Consider the following 24,797-nt stretch of genomic DNA (forward strand, 5'->3'; position numbering starts at 1 on the left):
TGACAGGAATTGTCACAACTGAACAATTTCGGGCTAAGCCCGCGACCGCTCAGGGCCGCATCAGCGCTTCGATCTCGTCCGCCTTGACCGGCACGCCCCGCGTGATCAGCTCGCAGCCCTGCGGCGTCACGATGGCGTCGTCCTCGATGCGGATGCCGATGTGGTGGAACTGCTCCGGCACGCCTTCGCCGGGGCGCACGTAGATGCCCGGCTCGATGGTGAGCACCATGCCCGGCTGCAGGATGCGGCTCGGGCGGTTCTTGATGGTCTCGCCCGAGAGCGGGTCCTTGCGCTCGCTCACCTGCCCCACCTCGCCCGGCTCCACGTAGCTGCCGCAGTCGTGGACATCCATCCCCAGCCAGTGGCCGGTGCGGTGCATGTAGAAGGGGAAGTAGGCGCGCTTCTCGATCACGTCGTCCAGCGTGCCGACCTTGTTCGCGTCCAGCAGCTTCACGTCCAGCATGCCTTGCGCCAGCACCTTCACCGCCGCCTCGTGCGGGTCGGTGAAGCGCGCGCCGGGCTTCGTGGCCGCGACCGCCGCTTCCTGCGAGGCCAGCACCAGGTCGTAGAGCGCGCGCTGCGCTCCGGTGAACCTGCCGTCGGCGGGGAAGGTGCGCGTGATGTCGCTGGCGTAGCCATCGAGCTCGCAGCCGGCGTCGATCAGCACCAGCTCGCCGGGGCGCACCGGCGCCACGTCGGCGCGGTAGTGCAGAACGCAGGCGTTGGGACCGGCGGCGACGATGGAGCTGTAGGCGGGATATTGCGAACCGCCCATGCGGAACTCGTGCATCAGCTCCGCGTCGAGGTGGTACTCGCGCACGTCCCTGCCTTCGCGCAGCATGCGGGCGCTGGCCTGCATGGCCCGCACGTGGGCGCGGGCGCTGATGGCCGCGGCGCGGCGCATGATGTCCTGCTCGTGCGCGTCCTTCACGAGGCGCATCTCGTCGAGCACGGCGCACAGGTCGCGCTGCTGCTCGGGGCACAACGCGCCGTAGCGGACGCGGGCGCGCACCTGGTTCAGCCAGCCCGCCACGCGCTGCTCCAGGCCCTGGTGCGTGGCGAAGGGGAACCACACCGTGTCGCGGTTTTCCAGCAGGCGGGGCAGCTGCTGGTCCAGCTCGCCGATGGAGAAGGCGGCATCGACGCCGAGGGCGCCTACGGCCGCTTCGGGGCCGAGGCGGTAGCCGTCCCAGATCTCCCGTTCCAGGTCCTTGGGCTGGCAGAAGAGCGTGCTCCTGCCGTCGCCTGTCACCACCAGCCACGCGTTCGGCTCGGTGAAGCCGGTCAGGTAGTAGAAGTAGCTGTCGTGCCGGAAGAGGAAGTCGGAATCGCGGTTGCGCTGGCGCTCGGGCGCGGTGGGGATCAGCGCGATGCCGTTGGCGCCAAGCTGCGCCGCCATGCGTGCGCGGCGCTGCGCGTAGACGGAGGTGGGCACGGTGGTGTTCATGGGGTCATTGTCCGGGAATCAGGCGTTGAGCTGGGCCAGCCGCTCGGGGGTGCCCACGTCCACCCAGGGGCCGTGGTAGAGCTCCGCGCCGACACGCCCCTGGTCCATGGCGGTTCGCAGCAAGGGGGCGAGCTTGACCTTCAGGCCCTGCGGATTGCCCGCGGGCAGCGACGCGAACAGGTCCTTCCGCAGCAGCGCCACGGTGGAATAGGTGTGGCGCGTGTCCGCCTGGTTCAGCGCGCGGCCGTCCGGCGACAGGCCGAAGTCGCCCTTCGGGTTGTGCGCCGGGTTGGGCACGAGGATCAGGTGCGCGAGGTCGCCGCTCGCGCAGAAGCGGTCGTAGGCCGCCCGCGTGAAGAGGAAGCCGGGCATCCAGACGTCCCCCGCGACGAGCCAGAAGGCGTCCGCCAGCTTGGGCAACGCACGGGCGATGCCGCCGGCCGTCTCCAGCGCGCCCCCGAAGTCCTTGCCCTCGTGCGAGTACACGATGCGCGCGCCTTGCGCGGTCTCGTGGCCGTAGTGGTCCTCGATCTGCTCGCCGAGCCAGGCCGTGTTGACGACCACGTCGCGGAAGCCGCCCTGCGCGAAGGCATCCAGGTGGTATTCGAGCAGGGGCTTGCCCTTGACCTTCAGCAGGGGCTTGGGGCAGGTGTCGGTGAGGGGGCGCATGCGCTCGCCCCTCCCTGCGGCCAGGATCATGGCCTGCGCGATGCTCATGTCATTCCTCTCCCCGGTCGAGGGAGCGTTGTTCGGTCCATTCGGGCTGGAAGCGGTTCACCAGCGCGTACATCAGCCCCCGCGCCTTGGCGGAGTGGTCGCCGCTGAAATTGCAGACGTACACGTCGCAGGTCACGGCCCGCTCCTCGGGCCAGGTGTGCAGGCAGACGTGCGACTCGGCCAGCAGCACCGTGGCGGTGACGCCGCCCGGGCCCTTGGCCGTGGCGGGAAAGGTGTGGAACAAGTGGTCCACGGCCTCCAGGCCGACGGCCTGCACGGCCTCCACGCACCAGGCGCCGAGCTTCGCCGCGTCCGTGAGCCACGCCGCTTCGCAGCGGCAGCGGTACAGGTCGGCGGTCAGGTGCAGGCCCTTCATGCCCTGAATGTATGCCAAGCAGCCGCATTGACCTGCCAAGGAAGTCGCGCCGGCCCGCTCCTTTAAAATGCCGGGTTTCCCCTGACACCCCTCCCGGAGCTGCCCCCGAATGGCCAACGAATCCCTGATGGCGAACGCGATCCGCGCGTTGGCCATGGACGCCGTGCAACAAGCGAACTCGGGCCACCCGGGCGCGCCCATGGGCATGGCGGACATCGCCGTCGCCCTCTGGCACCGCCACCTGCGGCACAACCCGAAGAACCCCCACTGGGCCGACCGCGACCGCTTCGTGCTGTCCAACGGCCACGCCTCGATGCTGGTGTACGCGTTGCTGCACCTCACGGGCTACGACCTCCCCGTGGGCGAGCTCAAGGGCTTCCGCCAGCTGCACAGCAAGACCCCCGGCCACCCCGAAGTGGACGTGACCCCCGGCATCGAGACCACCACCGGCCCGCTGGGCCAGGGCATCACGAATGCCGTGGGCATGGCGCTCGCCGAGAAGCTGCTGGCCGCTGAATTCAACAAGCCCGGCCACGCCGTCGTCGACCACCACACGTATGTGTTCCTGGGCGACGGCTGCCTCATGGAAGGCATCAGCCACGAAGCCTGCGCGCTCGCCGGCGCCTGGAAGCTGAACAAGCTGGTTGCCCTCTACGACGACAACGGCATTTCCATCGACGGCCAGGTCACGCCCTGGTTCATCGACGACACCCCCGCGCGCTTCCGCGCCTACGGCTGGAACGTGATCGGCCCCATCGACGGGCACGACATCGAGGCCGTGGACCGCGCGATCGCCGACGCGCGCCGCAGCGCGGAGAAGCCGACGCTGGTCGTGTGCAAGACGCACATCGGCAAGGGCTCGCCCAACCGCGCCAACACCGCCAAGGCGCACGGCGAGCCGCTGGGCGCCGACGAGATCAAGCTCACGCGCACGGCGCTGGGCTGGGAGCACGAGCCCTTCGTGCTGCCGCAAGGCGTGTACGACGAGTGGGACGCGCGCGCCAAGGGCGACGAGCTGGAGTCCGCCTGGGACGCGCGTTTCGCCGCCTACCGCGCCGAGCATCCGGAGCTCGCCGCCGAATTCGTGCGCCGCATGAAGGGCCAGCTGCCCGCCAACTTCGCCGACATCGTGGCGCAGGCCGTCGCCTCCGCCAACGAGAAGGCCGAGACCGTCGCTTCGCGCAAGGCCTCGCAGATCGCGCTGGAAGCCTTCACCGCCGCCCTGCCCGAGATGCTGGGCGGCTCGGCCGACCTCACCGGCTCCAACCTCACGAACACGAAGAGGACGCCTGCGCTGCGCTTCGACCAGTCCGGCGACGTGGTGCTGGCCGACGGCAAGGTCGGCCGCCACATCAACTACGGCGTGCGCGAGTTCGGCATGGCCGCGATCATGAACGGCGTGGCGCTGCACGGCGGCTACATCCCTTACGGCGGCACGTTCCTGACCTTCAGCGACTACAGCCGCAACGCGATCCGCATGGCGGCGCTGATGAAGCGGCGCGTGATCCACGTGTTCACGCACGACTCCATCGGCCTCGGCGAGGACGGCCCGACGCACCAGTCGATCGAGCACGCCGCGAGCCTGCGCCTGATTCCCGGCCTGGACGTCTGGCGTCCGGCCGACACGGCCGAGACCGCCGTCGCCTGGGGCGTCGCGCTGGAGAACGCGAACCGCCCGACCGCCTTGCTGCTGTCGCGCCAGAACCTGCCGTACGCGGCCAAGACGACGCTGGGCGACATCGCCCGCGGCGCCTACGTGCTGGCCGGCGAAGACGAAGAGGCCGACGCGGTGATCATCGCCACCGGCTCCGAAGTGCAGCTGGCGCTGAAGGCGCGCGAGCAGCTGGCCGCGGAGGGCGTGGCGGTGCGCGTGGTGTCCATGCCCAGCACGACGACCTTCGACCGCCAGGACCGCGACTACAAGGAAAGCGTGCTGCCGGCCGAGGTGCCGCGCATCGCCGTGGAAGCCGGCGTGACCGACTTCTGGTGGAAGTACGGCTGCGCTGCCGTGGTGGGCATCGACACCTTCGGCGAGTCGGCTCCTGCTAATGTGCTGTTCAAGCACTTCGGCTTCACGCCCGAAAACGTCGCGGACACCGTCAGGGCGGTGTTGCAGCAGGCTTAAGGTTTCAGTTCAAAGGAGCAGTGGTATGGCTATCAAGGTTGGCATCAACGGATTCGGCCGCATCGGCCGCAACGTCCTGCGCTCGGCGGTGCAGAACTTCCCCGACATCGAGATCGTCGGCATCAACGACCTGCTGGAGCCGGACTACCTGGCCTACATGCTGCAGTACGACTCGGTGCACGGCCGCTTCAAGGGCACGATCGCCGTCGAGGGCAACACCCTGATCGTCAACGGCAAGAAGATCCGCCTGACCCAGGAGAAGGATCCCGCCGCGCTCAAGTGGGGCGAGGTCGGCGCCGACGTGGTGATCGAGTCCACCGGCATCTTCCTGTCCAAGGACGGCGCGCAGAAGCACATCCAGGCCGGCGCGAAGAAGGTGATCATGTCCGCGCCGTCGAAGGACGACACGCCCATGTTCGTCTTCGGCGTGAACCACCAGAAGTACAAGGGCGAGGAGATCATCTCCAACGCCTCGTGCACGACCAACTGCCTGGCGCCGCTCGCCAAGGTGATGAACGACAAGTGGGGCATCAAGCGCGGCCTGATGACCACCGTGCACGCCGCCACCGCGACGCAGAAGACCGTCGACGGCCCGTCCAACAAGGACTGGCGCGGCGGCCGCGGCATCCTGGAGAACATCATCCCCTCGTCCACCGGCGCGGCCAAGGCGGTGGGCGTGGTGATCCCCGAGCTGAACAAGAAGCTGACCGGCATGTCCTTCCGCGTGCCGACCTCCGACGTCTCCGTCGTCGACCTGACCGTGGAACTCGAGAAGCCGGCGACCTACGCCGAGATCTGCGCCGAGATGAAGGCGCAGAGCGAAGGCGCGCTCAAGGGCATCCTGGGCTACACCGAAGACAAGGTCGTCGCGACTGACTTCGTGGGCGACGCCCGCACCTCCATCTTCGACGCCGACGCCGGCATCGCGCTGGATGGTACCTTCGTCAAGCTGGTGAGCTGGTACGACAACGAGTGGGGCTACTCGAACAAGTGCCTGGAGATGGTCCGCGTCGTGGCGAAGTGACGAGCGAACGTCAGGAGCTCGTCATCCCGGCGCAAGCCGGGATCCATGAGGCGCCCCCACCGGGCGCCTTTTTTATTCCCCCGCCGCCGTAAGACCTTGGTCCCCTACCGCCGCGCACGCCGCGGCCGGACCATGCATGCGTCCCAAGGAGCGACGCCATGCCCATCCGCCTTGCCTTTCTCCTGTGCGGCACTGCGCTGCTCGCCGCCTGCCAGAGCCCGCCCGCGTCCCCCGAGCAGCGCGCCGAAGACCAGTGCCGCCTCTTCCGCGGTTACCTCAACACGCAGGAGCGCCACTACGTCGTGGAAGCCTGCGAGCGCCAGATGGGCCAGGCGGCCTGCCGCGAGTGCCTGAACCGATGAACGCCTCCCGCCTGGGACGTGCGCTGCGCGCGGGGCTCGCGGTCGCGGCCCTGGCCGTCGCCGCGTGCGGCACGCCCGTCGCCGAAGCCCCCGACTGCCACGCCAACCGCAGCTGGTTCCCCAAGCGTGCGGCCGAAGGCGTGTGGGACGACTGCGTGCGCCAGTTCGGCGCCGCCTGGTGCCAGAAATGCCTGTGGCAGTAGCGTGCTACCAGGCGCCGGCGATGGCCTCGGCGGCCACCGGCGCCAGCACGCCCATGGCGGCGCGCTCCGCGGCGGTCGGGCGGCGCCGCTCGCGGAAGTAGGTGCCGAAGGTGCCGAGCACGCGGCCTTCCCGCTTGATGGGCATGCTCCACGCGCCGGCGAAACCCAGCGCCATCGGCAGGTGGCGCAGCTCGGACCAGCGCGCGTCCTCCAGGAAGCTGGGCGTCTCCACCACCTCCCCGGTCGCCGCCGCGGCCGCGCACGTGCCGACCCGCGGGTCGGGCTTGAGCCGGTCGATGGCGTCGAGGTAGTCGGCGGGGAGGTTGGGCGATGCGCCGTTGCGCAGCAGCCCTTCGCGGTCGAGGACCAGGATGGAGGCGACGACGCGGTGCTTGCCGAGCGCCTCGACGGCGGCCGTCAGCACCGACAGGACGTCCCGCAAGGGGCTGCCGGAGTGCAGCGCGCCGCGGGCACGCGCCGCGGCGGCCTCGACGATCGCGCGCTCTTCGGCGCTCAGGGTTCCCTGGTCGGACATCGACGGCAGTATAGGAAGCTGCCGCCGCCTGGCAAGAGGGACTCCTCTCGCTCAGCTCTCCGCGCGGATGTTGCGCATCATGATGATGCCGCCGAAGCTCTTGACGTCGGTCTTGATGCGGATCTTCAGGCCCTCGGCGGTGGAAGGCGCCGGCTGCCAGCCCACGCCGATCAGGCGCTGCCGGGTCTCCTCGCCCTTCACCACCTCGATCACCGCGGCGGCCATCTTCTCGCGCACGGCGGGCGGCAGCGAGGCGGGGCCCGCGAGCGCGGTCCACAGTTCCACGTCGGCGCCCATCACGCCCACTTCGCGCAGCGTCGGCAGGTCGCTCGCGAGCACGCTGCGGCGCTCCGAGGTCACGCCGACCGCCTTCATCTTGCCGGCCTTCACCTGCTGCAAGGCGAGGCCGGGCGGCAGCAGCGCGGCCTGCAGCTGGCCGCCGATCATCGCGGTGATGATGTGGGGGTTGCCCTGGTAAGGCACGTGCATGGCGTCGAAGCCGGCGCGGCTCTTGACCAGCTCCATCCCGAGGTGGCCCGGCGTGCCGGTGCCGGGCGAACCGTAGCTCGCCTTGGAGCCCTGGTTGCGCAGCCACGTGAGCCATTCCTGCGGCGTGCTGCCGGCCGCCTGCGCGCTCACCACCAGCACCATGGGCGTGGTGCCGATCAGCGCGACGGGCGCGAGGTCGCGCTCGGGGTCGTAGCCGATCGCGGGATTGAGCATCTTGGCGATCGTGAGCTGGCTGTTGTTCATGACGCCGAAGGTGTGCTGGTCGCTTGCCTTCGCGACCTGGTCGCCGGCGATGGTGCCGGCGGCGCCGCTCTTGTTCTCCACCAGCACGGGCTGGCCGAGCACCTTCGACAGCTGCTCGGAGATGGCGCGCGCGGACAGGTCCTGCACGGAGCCCGGCGGAAAGCCGATCAGCAGCTTGACGGGTTTCGTCGGCCACGTGGTGACCGGCACGGCGGCGGCCGTGGGCGGTGCCTTCTTGATGACAAGGGGCGCGGTGGTGTTCTGCGCGAACGACGCGGTGCACGCGGCAGCGAGCAGCAGGCCTGCGGAGGAGGCGCGCGCGAGGGTGGACTTCATGTGGACTTCCTTCTTGTGTGACAGCAAGAAAGGAATTTGTAAGCGCCGCATCGCGCGGCGCCCAATCAGCCGATTGCCTAACGGCCGGGATTTCGCTGGGAAACCCCTAGGCCGCGGGCCGAGCCTGTCGCTTTCCTGTCACGCCGGGCGCTCTTCGCGCCCGTCCGGATACCGCGCGAAGCGATCCGGCTCGCTGCCGTGCACCGGCGCCTGGTCCGGGAAGGACCAGCCGCCGAACTGCGTGCGGCGGTAGTCCTGCATCGCCTGCATGATCTCCTGCTGCGTGTTCATCACGAACGGCCCGTACTGCGCGACCGGCTCGGCGATGGGCTGGCCTTGCAGCAGCAGGAACTCGCACACGCCGTCGCCGGCCTGGATGGCGACTTCCACGCCCGCATCGAGCGAGATCGCCACCGGCCCTTGCACCGGCTGGCCGGACACGCTGGCGGCCGCGCCCTTGAAGAAGTAGAGCGTGCGGCGCGTGCCGGCGAGCGTGGCGGGCGGCAGCTGCACGCCGGCACCCGGCTCCATGCGCAGGGTCCAGATCGCGACGTCGGACTTCGGGTCGGCCGCCCAGGAATCGGGCGGCGGCGCGAGGGAGCGCAGGTCGCCGAAGCTGCCGGCGATCACCGCGACCTCGGTCTTGCGGTCCTGCGCATCGGCGAGCACGGCGCGGGGCACCTGCTCGTTCCAGAACATGGTGAAGTGCGGCTCGGCCATCTTGCTGCGCTTCGGCAGGTTCAGCCAGATCTGGAACAGCTCCAGCGGGTTGTCCTCGCCCGTCTTGAGCAGCGGGAACATCTCGGAGTGCACGATGCCCTTCCCCGCGGTCACCCACTGCACGTCGCCGCCGCCGAAGCGCGCGACGGCACCCAGCGAGTCGCTGTGGTCGATGAGGCCCTTGCGCACGATGGTCACCGTCTCGAAGCCGCGGTGCGGATGCGCGGGAAAGCCCGGCACGCTGTCGCCGTGGTACATGCTCCAGCCGTCCTTGCGGCTGAAGTCCTGTCCGATGTCCCGCCCCGCCAGCGACACGGCCGGCCCCATCTTCCCGTTGCCGCGCGGATACGCATCGTCGTGGTACGCGCAGAAGAGGAAGGGATCCGCGGTTTCCCAGGGGAAGCCGAGGGGACGGACGGAGAGGATGGGAGTGGACATCTTCCGGAGATGAGGGCGGTTGCGAATCGGTCAAGAGGAACGCAGAGGTCGCAGAGATGACGCAGAGGTCGCAGAGGAATCCTCTCGTTGGGTTTTCCTCTGCGACCTCTGCGTACCTTTGCGACCTCTGCGTTCAAATTCCCTGACCAGCCACCGTCAATGATGGTGCCCGTGCTCGCCGTGCACATGCCGGTGGGCGATCTCCTCGGCGGTGGCGGGGCGGACGGCGGTGACCTTGAGGTGGAACTTGAGCGCCTTGCCCGCGAGCGGGTGGTTGCCGTCGAGGTGGACCTCGGGGCCCTTGATCTTCATGACGTGGAAGACGTGCGGCGTGCCGTCGTCGGTGTGGCCCTGGAGCTGGCCGCCGACCTTCACGCCGGGCGGGAACTCGCTCTTCGGGATCACGCGCACGAGCGACTCGTCGCGCACGCCGAAGGCGTCCTCGGGTTGCAGGTCCAGCGTGACCTCGTGGCCCGCGTCCTTGCCTTCCAGCGCTTCCTCGATCTTCGGGAGCGTGTTCTCGTAGCCGCCGTGCAGGTAGACCATGGGGGTCTTGCTCTGCTCGATGAGGCGGCCGTTGCTGTCCGCCACCCGGTATTGCAGGGTGACGACCGTGTCCTTCGTGATGTTCATGCTCAGGATTGTGACGGTTCCGCGCCCGCGGTGCGGGGGCCGGGGAGGAAGCGGTAGAGGCACGTGCCCAGCACGAGGAAGAACGCGATGGCGGCGAACACGGCCGTGTACGTCTCCACGTGCAGCACGGCCGCGGCGGACGCGGCCAGGCCGGTGAGCCACTGCATCAGCGCGACGCCGAGGAACATCGCCATGGTGAACACGGCCATCGCCCGGCCGGTCATGCGCGCCGGGTAGGTCGCACGCACGTCTGCGTACTGCATCACCATGTAGCCGGAGACGATGCCCACGCCGAGCGCCAGCGCCACTTCCAGCGAAGCGGGCAGCGCGAACGCCATCGCGGCGAACAGCGCCGCGCAGCCGATGGTGTAGCGCGCGATCCAGCGGCGGCGCTTCTGCGCGTCTCCCGGGTCGAGCCGGCCGAAGAGCGGGGGGCCGACCATGCCGAGCACCGAGATCGCCACCGCCACGTTGCCGCTGCCCACCAGCGTGAACTGGTAGCGGTCGATCAGCAGCGGGCCCAGCCACAAGCCGCGCAGCGAGAGGAAGGACGCGTACGTGAAGAGCGACAGGCCGATGATCCCCGCCGTCTGCGGCAGGCGGAACAGCTCGCCGTAGCCGCGCAGGGCCGCGAGCACGTTGGGACGCTCCGTGTGCACGGGCGCATCCTCGCGCACGAACACCAGGATCGCGAGCCACGCGAGCACGGCGCACGCCGCGAGGGCGACGTAGCCCGAGCGCCAGCCCCAGGCCTGGATTACCCAGGCCAGCGGCGTGCCCGTGAGCAGCAGGCCGACGGAGCCGATGCCCAGCGCCGCGCCGTTCACCGATGCATAGCGTTCGGACGGGAAGCGCCGCGCGATGAACACCGTGCACACGAGAAAAGCGGGCGCGCAGCCGACGCCGGTGAGGGCCTGTCCGAACAGCAGGCCCGCGTAGCTGTCGGCATACGCCGTGACGAGCGCACCGGCCACCGTCAGCGGAAAGACCGCGAGCACCGTGCGCCGCACGCCGTACACGTCGATGCCCATGCCCATGAACAGCTGCAGCCCGCCGAAAGCGAAGTGGAAGGCGCCGGCGAACAGGCCCAGCTGCTGCGGCGTGAGGCCGAAGGCCTGCTGCAGCGGCGGCGCCATGATCGCGGCGGCGGTGCGGAACGCCTGGCTGAGGGCGAATCCGGAGATCAGCACCAGCAGCATCAGCCAGGCGCTGCGGGTGGAGGCGGCGGAGGTCAAGCCGTGCACTTTAGCGGGATCGCGCGGCGCGGGCTGACAGCGGGCGACGGCGTGGCGGGAGATCATCGGGGCATGCCTGCCCGCATCGCTTTCGCACTGCTCGCCGCGCTCGCGGCCGCCGGGTGTTCGCGGACGGAAGCGCCGCAGCCCGCGCCCGCCCCGGCCGACCCTCCCGCGCCCGCCGCACCGGTGGCGCTCGCGACGGACGCTCTCGCGTCGCAAGTGTGGCGCGTCACGGCATCCGGCAGCGTGGCGGCCGGGTCGCTCTATGTCTTCCTGCCAGGCGGCACGCTGCTCGTCGCCACGCCGGGCAGCCAGGTGGCGCAGGGTCGCTGGCGGGAGGAGGGCGGCCGGCTGGCGATGGTGGAGGACTCGCAAACGCATCCCGTCGACGTGCTGGAACAGCAGCCGGCGCGCCTGCGCCTGCGCAGCCACCCGGGCACGCCGGTGGAGATGACGCTGGAAGCCGTCGAGGCCGCCGCCCCGCCGGTGCCACCCGCCTTCCACGGCACGTGGGCGGCGGACCGCCGGGCGTGCGCGCAGCCCGGTGCGGAATCGCGCCTGGCGCTCGCGGGCGACAGCGTCCGCTTCCACGAGAGCAGCGGCACCGTGCTCGCCGCCGTCGCGGACCCGCGGGATGCGCGGCAGCTCGACGTGGTCGCCCGCCTGCGCGGGGAAGGCAGCACGCGACTCGCGTGGCGTCGCTACCGGCTCGCGCAGGACGGGGCCACGCTCGCGGACGTCACCGAAGGTGCTGGCGCAGGCCTCGTGCGGGTGCGCTGCTCCTAGCGGCCCGGCGCGGCCATCTCCTGCAGCTCGCGCGCGAGCCGCCCGAAGCGCTGGCGGTATTGCGGTGCGGGACGCGAGAAGGCGCAGGCGGCGGTGCTGGAGGCGCAGGTGGACGCGATGCAGCGGGAGGACGACAACCGCGCGTTTACCGCCGAGGTGGGGCACGACGCGGCCCGTGCGATCCGTGCGTTCGCGCATGGGGACCATGCGCTGTGCGTGCAGCTGCTGCGGCGCGTGCGCAGCGGCGCGCACCGGTTCGGCGGCAGCCATGCGCAGCGGGACGTGCTGGACCTGACGTTGATGGAGGCGGCGCGGCGCGGGGGGATGGAGGCGCTGGCGCGGGGGCTGGAGGCGGAGCGCGTGGCGTTGCGGCCGCGGACGCGGGTGCTGGCGCTGGCGGCGTGAGACGGGATCGGTGGGGTTCACTTCGTTCACCGTCCGGCGCTACGCGCCGCCACCCTACGAAGACGGATGCGTGCGGGTTCGTAGGGTGGCGCGGCGAAGCCGCGGAAGGTGGGCGGACGCGAACCCCACCGATCGGCGCCCGCGCGAACCCTACAACTGCACTTCCGCTTCCCCGATCCCCTCGAACACCGCCTTCACCCTGTCGCCGGCCTTCGCCTCCAGCATGCCGCACCAGGTGCCGGTGGTCACGACGGTGCCCTTCGGCACCGTCGCCCCATGCCGCGTCACGTGCCGCAGCCAGATCGGCAGCAGCCACGCCGGATCGCCCAGCGAGTGCGTGCCCTGGAACGATTGCGGCGCGGCGTCGCCGACCTGCACCGTGCACGCCTGCTGCGACCAGTCGCGCGGCGAGAACGGCTTCCAGGCGCCGAGCACCAGCGCCCCGTGCGACTGCAGGTCCGCCAGCTTCAGCAAGGCCGTGGCCGCGCGGTTCTCCCAGCGTGAATCCACGATCTCCATGGAGACGCACATGCCGTCCAGCCACTGGTGCGCCGCCGCCGGGTTGAACGCGGCTGCGTCGCCAGGCGCCACGTCGCGGCCCAGGCGCAGCGCGACCTCGGCTTCGATCAGGCGCCAGTTGAAGTGCGTGCCGCGCGCATCGGCGGGGCTGGACCACACGTGCTGCGGCGGCAGGCCGGCGTGCGTGAGCGTGGCACTCCTGGACGGCCCGCCGGACTTCCAGTGCTGCGGCACGGGCCGGTCGAACCAGCCCATCGCCCGCGCCACCGCGTCCTGCACCTGGTAGGCCTGTTCGGCGTCCTGCAGCGCGGACTCGAACGGGGCGGCGGCGATGGTGTGGCTTTCGCGGTGCGCGCGCACGAGCGCGTCCGCCAGCGGTTGGCTCGACATGGGGTCTCCTTCGAATGATCCGCCGATGCTAGCGGTTCTTCGCCGCCTCGCGGTTGCCGTGCAGGCGCGTGTCCACCAGGTCCACGATGCGGTCGACCACCGGATGGCGCAATCCGAGCTGGCGCGCGACCAGCTGCACCAGCTTGTCGGCCCGCTCGATGTAGGGTGCGCCGTTGTTCAGCGCGCGTGCCGCCGACGCGGGGCGCGTGAGGCTGGCCGCCGCCGCCGCGTACTTCTCGAAAGGCACCAGGTCCTCGTTGCGGGCGCCGAGCCGCAGGCACACGTCGTACACGAAGTCGTACACGGACTTCGATTCGGCGATGTCCGTGTGCACGGCTTCCTGCGCGGTGCGCATGCCGTCCGGCGTGATGCAGCGGTAGTTGCCGGCGAGCAGCATGGACCACTTCGCCAGCGGCACGAAGATCGACTCCGACACGCGCAGCTTCACCGGCAGCTCGATCGGGCCTTCCGGCGCGGGATAGCGCACGGCGTCGACGTCGGCCTCCAGCTGGCGCAGCAGCGCGGTGGCTTGCGGGGCGTCGAAGCGCGCCGCCTTGAAGTTCGTCGGCAGCGTGACCTGCAGCACGTTGACCTTCTCCTCCGGCGGGCGGACGGCCTGCGGGTCGGGGCTGCACAGCGTGAGCAGGCCGGGCTCGAAGCCGTCCCACACGCTCGCGTCGGTGTACGCCGGCTTCAACGCCTCGGCGTCCAGGCCCGGGATGCGGCGCAGGTAGGTGAGCGGCGGCATGTTCATGATGGACATGCAGGGCACGCGCGACTTCGCGACGGCCGCCATCAGCTCGCGCACGCCGGGCGAGCGGTACTGCGGCTCCTGCATGGCGAGGCCGACGAGGTCGTAGTCGGCGGGGTTCACGTCGCCCGTGCCCGCGGCGCTCACCTTGCCGGGCAGCTTGCGCGAATCGATCTCCACCTCCCCGGCGCGCCCGCGCACCGGCATGCGCACGCGGAATCCTTCCGCGTTGATCAGGTCCGCCTCGGCCGGCAGGCACACCAGCTTCAGCTCGTGCCCGGCGAACAGCAGCTTGGACGCGAGGAGGGAGCCGTAGGACGCCCCCAGGATCAGGATCTTGGCCATTCATGTCTCCTTTGCTTGTTGGTTACTGCGTGGGCAAACCACCTGCCCGGCCGTAAGGTACGCCTGTTGCGGCGCGATGCTCAAGGCGAAACGCTTTTGACCAAAAGCGACGGACTCGCTGCAACGCAGCAGTCCGCGCTCACAGCGCCGGCCAGCGCTGCGCCCAGGGATGGGCCGCTTCGTAGGCAGCGCCGAGGTCCAGCAAGGCGTCGTCCGCGCCGTAGCGCCCCACCAGCTGCATCCCGATCGGCAGGCCTGTGGACGAAGGTTCGCAGGGCAACGCGAGTCCCGGCAGCCCCGCGGCGTTCACCCACCCCGTGTAGACGGCGTGGCCGCGCGGGCCGACTTCCTGGCCGGCGATGTGCGCCGGGTACGCGTCCTCCGCCTTCCAGGGCAGCGCCGCCGCCGAAGGCAGCACGATCACGTCCACGCCGGCGAACAAGGCCACGGTGTCGCGCCGCAGCTTCTTCACCTGCTCCAGGACCTGCCAGAGGCGCGCAGCGGGAATCGCGCGGCCCTTCTCCGCCATCTCCAGGTATTTGGGCGAGGCCTGTGCCGCCCAGTCGGGGCGGCGATCGAACATCTGCGCCAGCCCGGCCTGCCCGATCTGCGGCCAGGCTTCCGCGTAGAAGTCGAGGTCCAGCGGCAGTGGTCCTTCGCGCACTTCGTGTCCGAGCGCGCCGAGGCGCCGCACGGCCTGGCCCACGCTGGCGGCGATCTGCGGGTCCAGCGGCGCGCTGCCGAAGCGTTCGACGTACAGGATGCGCAAGGGCCCCGCCACGCGCGGCCCCGCGGCAGCCAGCGCCGCGGAGAGCGAGGAGCGGTCCACGGCCGCCGCCCCGCGCATCACCTCGAACAGCAGGCGCGCATCGGCCACCGTGCGCGCGAGCGGCCCGATCACCTCGAAATCCAGCAGCAGGCTGGGCAGCACGTGCTCGCGGGGCACGGCGGACAGGCTCGGCTTGAGCCCCACCAGCCCCGTGTGCGACGCGGGCCGGCGGATGGAGCCGCCACCGTCCTGGCCGATCGCCACCGGCGTGATGCCCGCCGCGACGGATGCTACGGCGCCGCCGCTGGAGCCCCCGGGCGTGAGGGCCAGGCCCCATGGATTGCGCGTCGCGCCGAAGATCGGGTTGGCGGTGTAGCCCTCCAGCGCGAACTCGGGCACGTTGGTCTTGCCGATGATCAAGGCGCCGGCGGCACGGGCCCGCGCGACCGCGAGCTCGTCCTGCCCCGTCGCATGCTGCCGCAGCGCGGGGCAGCCCCAGGTCGTCGGCTGGTCCGCGGTGTAGAGGCTGTCCTTCACCGACAGCGGGATGCCGTCGAAGGCAGACAGCGGCTGGGCCCGCGCGAAGCGCTCGGTGGCGGCCGCGGCCTCGGCGAGGAAGGCCGCGTCGCGCCGCGCGACCACCGCGTTGATGCGCGGGTTCACCGCCTCCAGGCGCGCGAGGCAGGACCGCGCCACCTGCGTGGGCGTCAGGCTGCCGGCGCGGTAGCGGCGGGCCAGCTCGGTGGCGGGCAGCCGCCAGGTGCCGGTTGCGGCGTCCACCTACTTGATGCCGACCACGGGGCCGACCACCTGCTTCCAGGTCGCCGAGCACTTGTCGAAGGACTTGTCGCACTGCTCGCTCCACGTCGGCAGCGAGACGGTGGTGAGCGCGTCGTGGATCAGCTTGGTGTCCGCGGGCTTCACCGGCACGTCGGTCATCTTGTACTTCTTGACCGTCTTGCAGGGATCCTTGCCGACGTTGCAGCGCACGGCGTCGTCGAACAGCTCCTTCGAGTAGCCCCAGACTTCCGCCTCGTACTTCTTGAAGGCTTCGGTGATCTTCGCCTTCTGGTCGGCCGGCAGCTTGTTCCACTTGTCCAGGTTGATCGCGTACGCGTTGAGCGCGCTCTGGAAGCCGATGGGCATGAAGTGCGTCGTGACCTCCGGCCAGCCGGCGGAGTTGGCGGAGCTGGGGCCGGTGATGGCGCAGTCGGTCACGCCGCGCTCCAGGGCCTGCTGCGTCTCGCCGAACGAGATCGTGACCGGGATGCCGCCCATTCTCTCGATGAACTTGGCGAGCGACGCGTCGTAGACGCGCACCTTCTTGCCCTTCAGGTCGGACAGGCCGCCGATCGGCGTCTTGCAGAACAGCACCTGCGGGCCGAAGGGGTAGATGCCCAGCAGCTTGCCGTTGTAGCGCTCCTGCAGGCGCTTGTCGAAGACGTCGCGGTAGGCGTCGACCACCTTCTTCGCCGTGTCGTAGTCGGTGGAGAGGCCCACGATGTCCGGGCCGAGGAAGAAGGGCTCGTCGCGCGAAACCTGCGCGAGGCGCAGCGTGACGATGTCGAACAGGCCCGACTTCAGCACGCGCAGGCCGTCGGCGTCCTTCACGCCGAGCACGTCCATCGGCTTGTAGTCCACGTCGATGGGCGTGCCGGTGTTCTTCGCGAAGTTCTCGAAGAAAGGCTGTTCCTTGGTCTGCTGGATCAGGCCGGTGGCCACCAGGTTGCCGGCGGCGCGCAGCTTCAGGTTGTCGGCCTGGGCCGTCGCGCCGCCGAAGGCGAGTGCGGCGGCCAGTGCGAGGTTCACGAGTTTCATGGGAGGCGTCCTTTCGGGTGGATTTACTTGAGGCCCACCATGGGGCCGATGGCCTGCTTCCAGGCCGAGGAGCACTTGTCGTAGACCTTGTCGCAGGACTCGGCCCAGAGGGGGAAGGAAACGGTGCGCACGGCGTCGGCCACCAGCTGGCGGTCCGCCGCGGTCGGTGCGACTTCCTTCAGCGCGAACTTCTTGCCGATCCGGCATTCCTTGCCGACGTTGCAGCGCGCCGCGTCGTCCCACAGTTCGCGCGAATAGGCCCAGGCTTCCGCCTCGAACTTCTGGAAGGCGGCGGCGACCTTCGCCTGCTGGTCGGGCGTCATGGCCTTCCACTTGTTCAGGTTGATGGCGAAAGCCACCTGGTGCACCTGGAAGCCGAGCGGCATCACGTGCGTCGTGACTTCCGGCCAGCCGCCGCTGTTGGCGGAGCTGGGGCCGGTGATCGCGCAGTCGGTCACGCCGCGCTCCAGGGCCTGCTGCGTCTCGCCGAAGGCCAGCGTCACCGGGATGGCCCCCATCTTCTCCATGAACTTGGCGAGCACCTGGTCGCTCACGCGCACCTTCTTGCCCTTCATGTCGGCGAGGCTGGTGAATGCGCCCTTGCAGAACAGGATCTGCGGCCCGAAGGGATACACGGACAGCAGCTTGGCGTTGTGCCGCTCCTGCAGGCGCTGGTCCAGCGGGCCGCGCCAGGCGTCCCACACCTTGCGCGCGGTGTCGTAGTCGGTGGAGAGGCCGACGATGTCGGGGCCGAGCAGCGTCGGGTCGTCGCGCGAGGCTTGCGCCAGGCGCAGCGCGACGACGTCGAACAGGCCGGACTTGATCACGCGCAGCGCATCCACGTCCTTCACCCCGACGACATCCATCGGCTTGTAGTCGATCTCCACCGGCAGGCCGGCGACCTTGGCGAAGTTGTCGAAGAAGGGCTGTTCCTTCTGCTGCTGCAGCAGGCCCGCGGCGACGAAGTTGCCGGCGACGCGCAGCTTGAGCGGCTGCTGCGCCTGGGCGGTGGCGGAGCCGAGCGCGAGCGCGGCGGCGGCGAGGAGGTGGAGGGTTTTCATGCGCGTCATCGTCCGAACATCAGGTTGGGCAAATAGGTGGCGATCGCCGGGAAGTGGATGAGGATCGCGGTCATGGCGATCATCGCGACGAGGAAGGGCAGCGTGCCCTGGAACACCTCGTTGATCGTTCCTTCGCCGCGCACGCCCTGGATCACGTAGAGCGTCATGCCGATCGGCGGGCTCAGGAGCGAGAGCTCGCACATCAGCACCATGAACACGCCGAAGAAGACGGGGTCGATGCCGGCGGCCTGGATGATGGGGAACACCACGGGCAGCGTGCCGACCATCATCGGCATGGTCTCCAGCGCGACGCCGAGCACCACGTACATCACGGCCAGCACCCACAGCAGCAGCAGCGGGGAGACGTCCAGCGACTTGATCAGCGCGGCCAGCGACTGCGGCACGCCCAGCATGGAGAGCACGAAGTTCAGGTACAGGGCGGCGACCAGGATCAGCGCCGTCATGGCCGTGAGCCGCAGCGTGGAGCGGAAGCACTCGTGCAGCATCTTCACGTTCAGCTTGCCGTAGGCCCAGGCGATCGGCAGGCAGACGATCACGCCCAGGGCCGCGCTCTCGGTCACGGTGGCCCAGCCCGTGTAGATGCCGCCCATCACGACGCCGAACACCAGCAGCGGACCGGCGAGGTGCACCGAGTGCTTCAGGCGCTCGCCCCAGCTTACCTTGCCTTCGGCCTTGCCCGCCATCGAAGGACGCCAGACGCAGACGGCGAGGATCGTGAGCAGGAAGAGCACCGTCATGATCGCGCCCGGGATCACGCCGGCCATGTACAGGCGCGACGCCGACGTGTTGGTCATCGACCCGTAGATGATGAAGGCGACGCCCGGTGGGATCAGGTTGCCGAGGCTCGCGCCGGCGGCGATGGAGCCGAGCACCATGCGCTGGTCGTAGCCTCGGTTCTTGAAGGCTGGCAGGGCGACGGTGGAGATCGTCGCCGCCGTCGCGACCGAGGAGCCCGACACCGCGGAGAACAGCGCCGATGCGCCGATGTTGGTGTGCAGCAGTCCGCCGGGCAGGCGCTTGAGCCAGTCGGCGAGCGACTGGTACATCTTGTCCGTCGCGCCGCCGCGCATCAGGATCTCGCCGAGCAGGATGTACAGGGGAATGGACAGCAGCAGGTAGTCTTCGCCCGCCGCCCAGATCTGCTCGCCCAGCGCATTGAAGGCCGGCATGCCGAAATGGATCATGGCGCCCAGCAGGCCGACGACGAGCATCGTCGTCGCCACGTGCAGGCCGACGAACATCAGGCCCAGCATCAGGGCGAGGCCGATGGCGATCTCGAGGGGACTGATCATGCCTTGGCTCCTTGGGCTTCGAGGGAAAGGACGGGGGCGGCCGCCGCTTCGGGCGCGGGGCTCGCAGGGGTGTGCATGTGCAGCTCGGTCTCGGCCTCGATCTCCTCGTCCAGCGTCTGCGGGCCGAAGGTGTCGTTGACGCCTTCGTGGTCGCCGCGCAGGAACAGGTGCAGCGCATGCCAGGCCGCGCACAGGGCGACCGCGGCGAACAGCACGTAGCCTGCGAGCCAGATCGTCTGCGGGATCCACATGGGGGTGGCGAGCGGCGTCGAGGCGGTGGCCTTGAGGTCGATGCTCTCGCGCACCACGGCGAAGCCGCGCCACAGGCACAGGAGCGCGAGGGCGGTGAGCGTGAGCATGGCGACGAGGTTCAGGACCGAGCGCACGCGCGGCGAGAAGCGCGAGATCAGGAAGTCCACCCGCGTGTGGCTGCGCGTGATGAGCGTGTGCGCGAAGCCGATGCTGCCCACGATGGCGTAGGTGTACGAGCCGATCTCGTCGACGCCTTGCAGGCTGAAGCCGAAGACCTTGCGCCCGAGCATCTCGATGCAGGTGATCACGCTCAGGGCGATGAGCCACCAGCCGCAGGCCAGCGCCGCGACATCGGTGAAGCCCGCGATGGCGGCGCTGGTGCGCCCGGGCGGCAGCAGGGTTTTCATGGGCGGACTCCTCTGTTGTGCATGGAATGGCGAGGACTCAGTAACCCAGCGCGCGCGGCAGCGCGGTCACCAGGGGCGGGAACAGCATGCAGGCCACCAGCACGCCGTACATCAGCGCGATGAAGGGCCAGACGTTGGCGACCAGCTCGCGCATGCGCACGCCGGTGATGCCGCAGACGACGAACAGCACCACGCCCACCGGCGGCGTGAGCATGCCGATGACGAGGTTCAGGACGAAGAGGAAGCCGAAGTGCAGCGGGTCGATGCCGTACTGGATGGCGATCGGGTGCAGCAGCGGCACCAGCATGATGTAGGCGGCGTTGGACTCGAGGAACATGCCGACGACGAACAGCAGGATCGCCACGAGCGCCATGTACATCAGCGGGCTGTCCGTGATCGCCTTGAGCAGCACGGTCAGCTTCTGCGGCAGCAGGTCCACCGTCATCAGGTAGGTGATGACGGAAGCGAAGGCGATCAGCGCGCCCACCATGGCCGACGTGATCGCCGCGCGCACGACGATGCCGGGCAGGTCGGACAGCTTCAGCGTGCGCGTGACGAAGAAGCCGAGCAGCGCCGCGTAGATCACGGCGATCGCGGAACCTTCCGTAGCGGTGAAGGCGCCGCCGACGATGCCGCCGATCACGAGCACGGGCATCGCCAGCACGATCAGGGACCGGCGCAGTTCGGCGAACACGGCCTTCAGGCGGAACGGGTCGCCGGTGACGGCCCAGCCGCGTTTCGTCGCGATCCAGGAGCACAGCGCGATGAAGCCGATGGTGATGATGATCCCGGGCACCACGCCGGCCATGAACATGCCGCCCACCGAGACGGAGGAGCCGGCCATGAAGGCGTAGACGATCATCGCGCCGCTGGGCGGGATGATGGGACCCAGGTTGGCGGCGGCCGCGACGATGGCGGTGGCGAAGCCCTTGTCGTACACCTTGGAAAGCGAGGGCACGAGGATGGAGGACAGCGCGCTCGCATCCGAGACCGCGGCGCCGGAGACGGTCGCCAGCCCCGCGCCGGACAGCATCGTCACGTGCGCCAGGCCGCCGCGCACGCGTCCGACCATCGTGTTGGCCAGCGCGATCAGCCGCTCCACGATGCCCGCCTTGATCATCAGCTCGCCCGCGAGCATGAAGAAGGGGATGGACATCAGCGGAAAGGAGTTGACCGCATGCATCATGCGTTGCGGCACCATGCTCAGGTCCACGCCGGTGGCGAGCAGCGCGAGCAGCGCGGCGACGCCCATGGCGAAGGCGATCGGCAGGCCCAGCAGCGACAGGCCCATGAAGCCGGCGACGACGGCGGCGCTCATTCGGCACTCTCCAGCTTCTTCGCGGGCGGGCCGGCGATCACGATGTGCAGCAGGTGCAGGGCGGAGAACAGCGCGCCGATGGCGACCGGCACGATGAACCAGCCCACGCTCCAGTCCACCGTGGCCATGAGCTCGTCCCACTGCTCGCGGCACGTGCGCACGGCGGCCCAGAAGATCGCCAGCATCATCGCGGCGCCCAGCGCGGCACCGGCGCGGCGCAGCGCCGACTGGCCCGCGGCGGGCAGCTTGTCGACCAGCAGGTCGATGCCGATGTGCGCGCCGTCGCGCACGCCCAGCGGGATGGCGAGGAAGATGGCCCACACGAAGGCGAGCCGGCCCACTTCGTCCGCCCAGTCGATGGAACGGTTGAAGCCGTAGCGCAGGGCGACCTGCGAGGAGACGACCGCGACCATGACGGCCACGGCGGCGAGCAGGACGGCGGTGAGCGCGCGGTCGGCCGTGCGCAGCAGGCGCAAGGGCCACGCGGGCGCGGCCACCGCGGGGAGCGGGAGGGCGTGTTCCATGGGGACGGGCTCGTCCATGGCCTTACGGCTTCGCGACCTCGGCGAGGACCTGGTTCACGAGGTCGGCGCCGGCACGCTTCTTCACGTCCTCGATCACCGGCAGCGACGCCTTGCGCATCTCGTCGCGCGCGGCCGGCGTGATCTCGGTGTACGCCATCTTCGCCTTCAGCTCGGCGAATTTCTGCGCCTCCTGCTCCGCGGCCAGCTTGCGCTGGTAGGCGATCGTCGACGTCATCGCCTCGCGCACCGCTTTCTGGTATTCGGGCTTCAGCTGCTCGAAGGCCTTCTTGCTCGCGACCACCGCGATGAAGTCGAAGAAGTGGCCGGTGTTGGACAGGTTCTTCTGCACCTCGCTGAAGCGGCTGGCGGAGATCACCGTGTACGGGTTCTCCTGGCCGTCGACCACGCGCTGCTCCAGCGCGGAGTACAGCTCCTTCACGTCCATCGCGACGGGGTTGGCGCCCAGCGCGCGGAAGGTGGCCAGGTGCGTCTCGTTCGGCTGCAGGCGCACCTTCAGGCCCTTGAGGTCGGCCATCGTGCGGATCGGCGCCTTGCTGTTGGTGACGTGGCGCATGCCCAGCTCCATCCAGCCTAGCGAGAGGAAGCCCTTGTCCTGCAGCTTCCTGTCGATCGCATGGCCGACGGGGCCGTCGATCACGCGGAAGGCCGATTCGCGGTTGGCGAACACGAAGGGCAGGCTCACCGCCTCCAGCTCCGGCGCGATCCGCGACAGGAACGCTGCGCCCACCCAGGTGAGCGCCAGGGTGCCGGAGCGCACCGCATCGACGTTCTCCTTGGCGCCACCGAGCTGCATCGCGGGGAACACGTCCACCTGCAGCTGGTTGTTGGTGAGGCGTGCGACCTCCTTGCGGAACACCTGTTCGACGGCGACGCTGGACGGGTGTTCGGTGGCGAAGTTGCCGGCGATCTGCAGCTTCTGCTGCGCGGCCGCGGGGAGCGCGGCGCCCAGGGCGAGCAGGGAGGCGAGGGCGAGGCGGGCCAGGGCGGGTTTCATCGGGCTGGGACCTTTCAGCGGGGTGAGTCGAGCAGCCGCGCGATGGCGTCGGGCAGGCCGCGGTGGGGTTTGGCGGGGGGGCGGGCGAAGCTGCCGCGTTGCGCGCGGCCCGGCTTCAGGGAAACGAGCGTTTCGGCGTGGCGGACGGCGCTGGACACGCCGTCGACGACCGGCACGGGCAACTGGCCTTGCAGGGAGCGCGCGAGGCCCGCGAGCGGCGCGCCGGCGAGGATGATCACTTCGGCGCCGTCCTCGTCGACGGCGCGTTCGGCGAGCGCCTTCAGCGCCTGCGCATGTTCCTGCTGCACGCCGCCGATCGCGCTGATCGGGCGGTCCAACGCGCGGATGCTCGCGAGGCGGCTGCCGAAGCCGTAGCTGTCCACGACCTCGCGGTACCAGGCCTGGATGCGCTGCGAGATCGCGATGATGGAGATGCGGTGCCCGAGCAGGTGCGCGCTGGCGAGCGCCGCTTCGGTCATGCCGGTGACGGGCACGGGCAGCAGTTCGCGCAGCCCGGTGAGCCCCGGGTCGCCGAAGGCGGCGACCACGACGGCGTCGAAGCGCTGCACGTTCTCCGCGGCCACCTGCGCCGCGGCATACGCGCCGACCAGTGCCTCGAAGCGGGTCTCGATGTACGCCACGCCGAAGGGCGCCGTCTTCACCTCGATCTCCGTGCCGGGCGAGGCGCTGCGCCGCGCCTCGTCGCGGATCAGGTCCGAGACGCTGTCGGAGATGTTGGGGTTGACGAGCAGGATACGCATCACGGCCTCCGCGGCAGCAGCGAAGGCGTGCCGCAGGGCAGGAACCTGCCTCGGCCCGCATGGCCCGTGAAGGCCTTTCCGTCCCACACCACCTCGCCGCGCGAGAGGGTGAGGCCCGGCCACGCCTTCAGCTTCATGCCTTCGTATGGCGTGTAGTCCACGGCGTGGTGCAGCGCGGCGTTGTCGACCGTCACCTCGCGCTCGTCCCAGACCACCAGGTCCGCATCGCTGCCGACCGCAATGGTGCCCTTGCGCGGATGCAGGCCGTACGCGCGCGCCGGATTGGTCGCCGTGAGCTCCACGAACTTCTGCAGCGTGATGCGGCCGGCGAGCACGCCCTCGGAATACAGCAGCGGCAGGCGCGTCTCCAGTCCGGGGATGCCGTTCGGGATGTAGCGGAACGGGACTTCCTTGCCGCCGATCTTCTTGCCCTGCGGGTCCTCGTAGCGGAAGGGCGCGTGGTCGGAGGAGAAGACGGTGAAGAGGCCGTCGCCCAGGCCGTTCCAGATGAATTCCTGGTTGGCCTTGTCGCGCGGCGGCGGGCTGCAGATGCAGCGGGCGCCGTGGTAGCTGTCGTCGATGCCCAGGTCTTCGGCGGTGAGGAACAGGTATTGCGGGCAGGTCTCGGCGAAGATGGAGAGGCCGTGGCTGCGCGCCCAGCGGATCTGCTCGATCGCCTCGCGGCCGGACACGTGCACGATGAGGATAGGCACGTCCACCAGTTCCGACAGCGCGATGGCGCGGTGCGTGGCTTCGCGCTCCACCAGCATGGGACGCGCATGCGCGTGCCAGCGTGGGGCGGTGCGGCCGGCGGCCTCGAGGCGCTTCGTCAGCCACTCGATGCAATCGGCGTTCTCGGCGTGCACCATGCAGAGCGCGCCGTGCGTGCGCGCGACGTCCAGCACGTCCAGCACCTGCGCGTCGTCCAGCTTCAGGTCGTCGTAGGTCATGTAGACCTTGAACGAGGTGTAGCCCTGGGCGATGAGCGCGGGGAGTTCCTTCGCGAGCACCTGCGGCGTGGGATCGCTCACGATCAGGTGGAAGGCGTAGTCGATGCAGGCCTTGCCTTCGGCGCGCCCGTGGTAATCCACGACGGCGGCCTCGAGCGACTGGCCCTTGATCTGCGCCGCGAAGGGAATGATGGTCGTCGTGCCGCCGCAGGCCGCGGAGCGCGTGCCGGTGAGGAAGTCGTCGGCCATCTTCGCCGGGCCTTCCATCGCCTGGTCCAGGTGGCAGTGCGCGTCCACGCCGCCGGGGGTCACCGTGCGGCCGGCCGCGTCGATCTCGCGCCGGCCCGCCGGCAACCCGTCGCCGAGCAGGGCGATGCGGCCTCCGCGAATGCCGATGTCGCAGAAGAAGGTGTCGCTGGCCGTCGCCACCTCCGCGTTGCGGATCACCAGGTCGAGCGCGTCAGCCATGCAGCGCCCCCGTCGGCACCAGCGCGGTGCGGGAAACA

The 24,797-nt window shown here is 69.9% G+C and carries 26 protein-coding genes; 6 read left to right on the forward strand and 20 right to left on the reverse strand.

Annotated features, from left to right (window positions below; genetic code table 11):
• Positions 1-49: 49 nt before the first annotated feature.
• The 3 genes from H8N03_RS07185 to H8N03_RS07195 are packed head-to-tail and all read right to left on the reverse strand — an operon-like array spanning position 50 to position 2,540.
• Complete coding sequence (locus H8N03_RS07185) at positions 50-1,447, reverse strand: aminopeptidase P N-terminal domain-containing protein (protein WP_187075475.1); 1,398 nt, start codon at positions 1,445-1,447, stop codon at positions 50-52.
• A gap of 18 nt (positions 1,448-1,465) precedes the next feature.
• On the reverse strand, positions 1,466-2,164 hold the full coding sequence (murU, locus tag H8N03_RS07190; RefSeq protein WP_255428103.1) for an N-acetylmuramate alpha-1-phosphate uridylyltransferase MurU: 699 nt from the start codon (positions 2,162-2,164) through the stop codon (positions 1,466-1,468).
• Position 2,165: 1 nt separating this feature from the next.
• Positions 2,166-2,540 carry an S-adenosylmethionine decarboxylase family protein gene (locus H8N03_RS07195; protein WP_187075476.1) on the reverse strand — a complete coding sequence of 125 codons (375 nt, stop codon included), beginning with the start codon at positions 2,538-2,540 and terminating at the stop codon, positions 2,166-2,168.
• A 109-nt stretch (positions 2,541-2,649) separates the two neighbouring features.
• Here H8N03_RS07195 and tkt point away from each other — a divergent pair, with 109 nt between their 5' ends.
• From tkt to H8N03_RS07215, 4 genes are all read left to right on the forward strand, one after another.
• Entirely contained in the window at positions 2,650-4,665 is a 2,016-nt protein-coding gene (gene tkt / locus H8N03_RS07200) for a transketolase (protein ID WP_187075477.1), read from the forward strand.
• Between the two features lie 25 nt (positions 4,666-4,690).
• Entirely contained in the window at positions 4,691-5,689 is a 999-nt protein-coding gene (gene gap / locus H8N03_RS07205; RefSeq protein ID WP_187075478.1) for a type I glyceraldehyde-3-phosphate dehydrogenase, read from the forward strand.
• 158 nt (positions 5,690-5,847) lie between these two features.
• Entirely contained in the window at positions 5,848-6,051 is a 204-nt protein-coding gene (locus H8N03_RS07210) for a hypothetical protein (RefSeq protein WP_187075479.1), read from the forward strand.
• Entirely contained in the window at positions 6,048-6,254 is a 207-nt protein-coding gene (locus H8N03_RS07215; protein WP_187075480.1) for a hypothetical protein, read from the forward strand. Before H8N03_RS07210 ends, H8N03_RS07215 begins: the two co-directional genes overlap by 4 nt.
• Before the next feature lie 4 nt (positions 6,255-6,258).
• Here the strand turns inward: H8N03_RS07215 and H8N03_RS07220 are convergent, their stop codons facing one another.
• The 5 genes from H8N03_RS07220 to H8N03_RS07240 all read right to left on the reverse strand — a co-directional run bounded on the left by H8N03_RS07220 (position 6,259) and on the right by H8N03_RS07240 (position 10,970).
• Positions 6,259-6,789, reverse strand: coding sequence for a GAF domain-containing protein (locus tag H8N03_RS07220; RefSeq protein WP_187075481.1), 531 nt, complete (start codon positions 6,787-6,789; stop codon positions 6,259-6,261).
• A gap of 51 nt (positions 6,790-6,840) precedes the next feature.
• Positions 6,841-7,878 (reverse strand): Bug family tripartite tricarboxylate transporter substrate binding protein, encoded by a 1,038-nt coding sequence (locus H8N03_RS07225; protein WP_187075482.1) that lies wholly within the window; start codon positions 7,876-7,878, stop codon positions 6,841-6,843.
• Between the two features lie 138 nt (positions 7,879-8,016).
• The gene (locus tag H8N03_RS07230) at positions 8,017-9,036 is read right to left on the reverse strand and encodes a pirin family protein (protein WP_187075483.1); all 1,020 of its coding nucleotides are present in this window, start codon (positions 9,034-9,036) and stop codon (positions 8,017-8,019) included.
• 156 nt (positions 9,037-9,192) lie between these two features.
• Positions 9,193-9,669, reverse strand: a complete 477-nt coding sequence (locus H8N03_RS07235) for an FKBP-type peptidyl-prolyl cis-trans isomerase (protein WP_187075484.1) — start codon at positions 9,667-9,669, stop codon at positions 9,193-9,195.
• Between the two features lie 2 nt (positions 9,670-9,671).
• A complete protein-coding gene (locus H8N03_RS07240) occupies positions 9,672-10,970 on the reverse strand; it encodes an MFS transporter (protein WP_435531657.1) in 1,299 nt (432 codons plus the stop codon).
• A 6-nt stretch (positions 10,971-10,976) separates the two neighbouring features.
• Here H8N03_RS07240 and H8N03_RS07245 point away from each other — a divergent pair, with 6 nt between their 5' ends.
• Both H8N03_RS07245 and H8N03_RS07250 read left to right on the forward strand, forming a co-directional pair.
• Positions 10,977-11,693, forward strand: coding sequence for a hypothetical protein (locus H8N03_RS07245; RefSeq protein WP_187075485.1), 717 nt, complete (start codon positions 10,977-10,979; stop codon positions 11,691-11,693).
• A 108-nt stretch (positions 11,694-11,801) separates the two neighbouring features.
• A complete protein-coding gene (locus H8N03_RS07250; RefSeq protein WP_187075486.1) occupies positions 11,802-12,098 on the forward strand; it encodes a hypothetical protein in 297 nt (98 codons plus the stop codon).
• Between the two features lie 150 nt (positions 12,099-12,248).
• Here H8N03_RS07250 and H8N03_RS07255 read toward each other — a convergent pair whose 3' ends face one another.
• The 12 genes from H8N03_RS07255 to hydA form a co-directional block, all read right to left on the reverse strand.
• Positions 12,249-13,007: a fumarylacetoacetate hydrolase family protein gene (locus H8N03_RS07255; protein ID WP_187075487.1), complete on the reverse strand. Its 759-nt coding sequence runs from the start codon at positions 13,005-13,007 to the stop codon at positions 12,249-12,251.
• Positions 13,008-13,035: 28 nt separating this feature from the next.
• On the reverse strand, positions 13,036-14,103 hold the full coding sequence (locus H8N03_RS07260; RefSeq protein ID WP_187075488.1) for a Rossmann-fold NAD(P)-binding domain-containing protein: 1,068 nt from the start codon (positions 14,101-14,103) through the stop codon (positions 13,036-13,038).
• Positions 14,104-14,242: 139 nt separating this feature from the next.
• Positions 14,243-15,652, reverse strand: a complete 1,410-nt coding sequence (locus H8N03_RS07265) for an amidase (RefSeq protein WP_187075489.1) — start codon at positions 15,650-15,652, stop codon at positions 14,243-14,245.
• A complete protein-coding gene (locus H8N03_RS07270; RefSeq protein ID WP_187075490.1) occupies positions 15,653-16,690 on the reverse strand; it encodes a TRAP transporter substrate-binding protein in 1,038 nt (345 codons plus the stop codon).
• A 23-nt stretch (positions 16,691-16,713) separates the two neighbouring features.
• Positions 16,714-17,751, reverse strand: a complete 1,038-nt coding sequence (locus H8N03_RS07275; RefSeq protein WP_187075491.1) for a TRAP transporter substrate-binding protein — start codon at positions 17,749-17,751, stop codon at positions 16,714-16,716.
• A 5-nt stretch (positions 17,752-17,756) separates the two neighbouring features.
• Positions 17,757-19,064, reverse strand: coding sequence for a TRAP transporter large permease (locus H8N03_RS07280; RefSeq protein ID WP_187075492.1), 1,308 nt, complete (start codon positions 19,062-19,064; stop codon positions 17,757-17,759).
• A complete protein-coding gene (locus H8N03_RS07285; protein WP_187075493.1) occupies positions 19,061-19,723 on the reverse strand; it encodes a TRAP transporter small permease subunit in 663 nt (220 codons plus the stop codon). The genes H8N03_RS07280 and H8N03_RS07285 overlap by 4 nt, the downstream gene beginning before the upstream one ends.
• Positions 19,724-19,760: 37 nt before the next feature.
• Positions 19,761-21,041 carry a TRAP transporter large permease gene (locus tag H8N03_RS07290; protein ID WP_187075494.1) on the reverse strand — a complete coding sequence of 427 codons (1,281 nt, stop codon included), beginning with the start codon at positions 21,039-21,041 and terminating at the stop codon, positions 19,761-19,763.
• Positions 21,038-21,565: a TRAP transporter small permease gene (locus tag H8N03_RS07295; RefSeq protein WP_187075495.1), complete on the reverse strand. Its 528-nt coding sequence runs from the start codon at positions 21,563-21,565 to the stop codon at positions 21,038-21,040. The genes H8N03_RS07290 and H8N03_RS07295 overlap by 4 nt, the downstream gene beginning before the upstream one ends.
• A 22-nt stretch (positions 21,566-21,587) precedes the next feature.
• Positions 21,588-22,580 (reverse strand): TRAP transporter substrate-binding protein, encoded by a 993-nt coding sequence (locus tag H8N03_RS07300; protein WP_255428104.1) that lies wholly within the window; start codon positions 22,578-22,580, stop codon positions 21,588-21,590.
• Positions 22,581-22,594: 14 nt separating this feature from the next.
• A complete protein-coding gene (locus tag H8N03_RS07305) occupies positions 22,595-23,341 on the reverse strand; it encodes an aspartate/glutamate racemase family protein (protein ID WP_187075496.1) in 747 nt (248 codons plus the stop codon).
• A complete protein-coding gene (hydA, locus tag H8N03_RS07310) occupies positions 23,341-24,759 on the reverse strand; it encodes a dihydropyrimidinase (RefSeq protein WP_187075497.1) in 1,419 nt (472 codons plus the stop codon). The genes H8N03_RS07305 and hydA overlap by 1 nt, the downstream gene beginning before the upstream one ends.
• Positions 24,760-24,797 lie beyond the last annotated feature (38 nt).

The sequence above is a fragment of the Ramlibacter cellulosilyticus genome (assembly GCF_014297465.1).
Classification (GTDB): Bacteria; Pseudomonadota; Gammaproteobacteria; order Burkholderiales; family Burkholderiaceae_C; genus Ramlibacter; species Ramlibacter cellulosilyticus.

Coding starts and splice junctions, on each gene's coding strand:
- H8N03_RS07185 (WP_187075475.1), bottom strand. CDS start 1,447: ATGAACACCACCGTGCCCACCTCCGTCTACGCGCAGCGCCGCGCACGC.
- murU (WP_255428103.1), bottom strand. CDS start 2,164: ATGAGCATCGCGCAGGCCATGATCCTGGCCGCAGGGAGGGGCGAGCGC.
- H8N03_RS07195 (WP_187075476.1), bottom strand. CDS start 2,540: ATGAAGGGCCTGCACCTGACCGCCGACCTGTACCGCTGCCGCTGCGAA.
- tkt (WP_187075477.1), top strand. CDS start 2,650: ATGGCCAACGAATCCCTGATGGCGAACGCGATCCGCGCGTTGGCCATG.
- gap (WP_187075478.1), top strand. CDS start 4,691: ATGGCTATCAAGGTTGGCATCAACGGATTCGGCCGCATCGGCCGCAAC.
- H8N03_RS07210 (WP_187075479.1), top strand. CDS start 5,848: ATGCCCATCCGCCTTGCCTTTCTCCTGTGCGGCACTGCGCTGCTCGCC.
- H8N03_RS07215 (WP_187075480.1), top strand. CDS start 6,048: ATGAACGCCTCCCGCCTGGGACGTGCGCTGCGCGCGGGGCTCGCGGTC.
- H8N03_RS07220 (WP_187075481.1), bottom strand. CDS start 6,789: ATGTCCGACCAGGGAACCCTGAGCGCCGAAGAGCGCGCGATCGTCGAG.
- H8N03_RS07225 (WP_187075482.1), bottom strand. CDS start 7,878: ATGAAGTCCACCCTCGCGCGCGCCTCCTCCGCAGGCCTGCTGCTCGCT.
- H8N03_RS07230 (WP_187075483.1), bottom strand. CDS start 9,036: ATGTCCACTCCCATCCTCTCCGTCCGTCCCCTCGGCTTCCCCTGGGAA.
- H8N03_RS07235 (WP_187075484.1), bottom strand. CDS start 9,669: ATGAACATCACGAAGGACACGGTCGTCACCCTGCAATACCGGGTGGCG.
- H8N03_RS07240 (WP_435531657.1), bottom strand. CDS start 10,970: ATGATCTCCCGCCACGCCGTCGCCCGCTGTCAGCCCGCGCCGCGCGAT.
- H8N03_RS07245 (WP_187075485.1), top strand. CDS start 10,977: ATGCCTGCCCGCATCGCTTTCGCACTGCTCGCCGCGCTCGCGGCCGCC.
- H8N03_RS07255 (WP_187075487.1), bottom strand. CDS start 13,007: ATGTCGAGCCAACCGCTGGCGGACGCGCTCGTGCGCGCGCACCGCGAA.
- H8N03_RS07260 (WP_187075488.1), bottom strand. CDS start 14,103: ATGGCCAAGATCCTGATCCTGGGGGCGTCCTACGGCTCCCTCCTCGCG.
- H8N03_RS07270 (WP_187075490.1), bottom strand. CDS start 16,690: ATGAAACTCGTGAACCTCGCACTGGCCGCCGCACTCGCCTTCGGCGGC.
- H8N03_RS07275 (WP_187075491.1), bottom strand. CDS start 17,751: ATGAAAACCCTCCACCTCCTCGCCGCCGCCGCGCTCGCGCTCGGCTCC.
- H8N03_RS07280 (WP_187075492.1), bottom strand. CDS start 19,064: ATGATCAGTCCCCTCGAGATCGCCATCGGCCTCGCCCTGATGCTGGGC.
- H8N03_RS07285 (WP_187075493.1), bottom strand. CDS start 19,723: ATGAAAACCCTGCTGCCGCCCGGGCGCACCAGCGCCGCCATCGCGGGC.
- H8N03_RS07290 (WP_187075494.1), bottom strand. CDS start 21,041: ATGAGCGCCGCCGTCGTCGCCGGCTTCATGGGCCTGTCGCTGCTGGGC.
- H8N03_RS07295 (WP_187075495.1), bottom strand. CDS start 21,565: ATGGAACACGCCCTCCCGCTCCCCGCGGTGGCCGCGCCCGCGTGGCCC.
- H8N03_RS07300 (WP_255428104.1), bottom strand. CDS start 22,580: ATGAAACCCGCCCTGGCCCGCCTCGCCCTCGCCTCCCTGCTCGCCCTG.
- H8N03_RS07305 (WP_187075496.1), bottom strand. CDS start 23,341: ATGCGTATCCTGCTCGTCAACCCCAACATCTCCGACAGCGTCTCGGAC.
- hydA (WP_187075497.1), bottom strand. CDS start 24,759: ATGGCTGACGCGCTCGACCTGGTGATCCGCAACGCGGAGGTGGCGACG.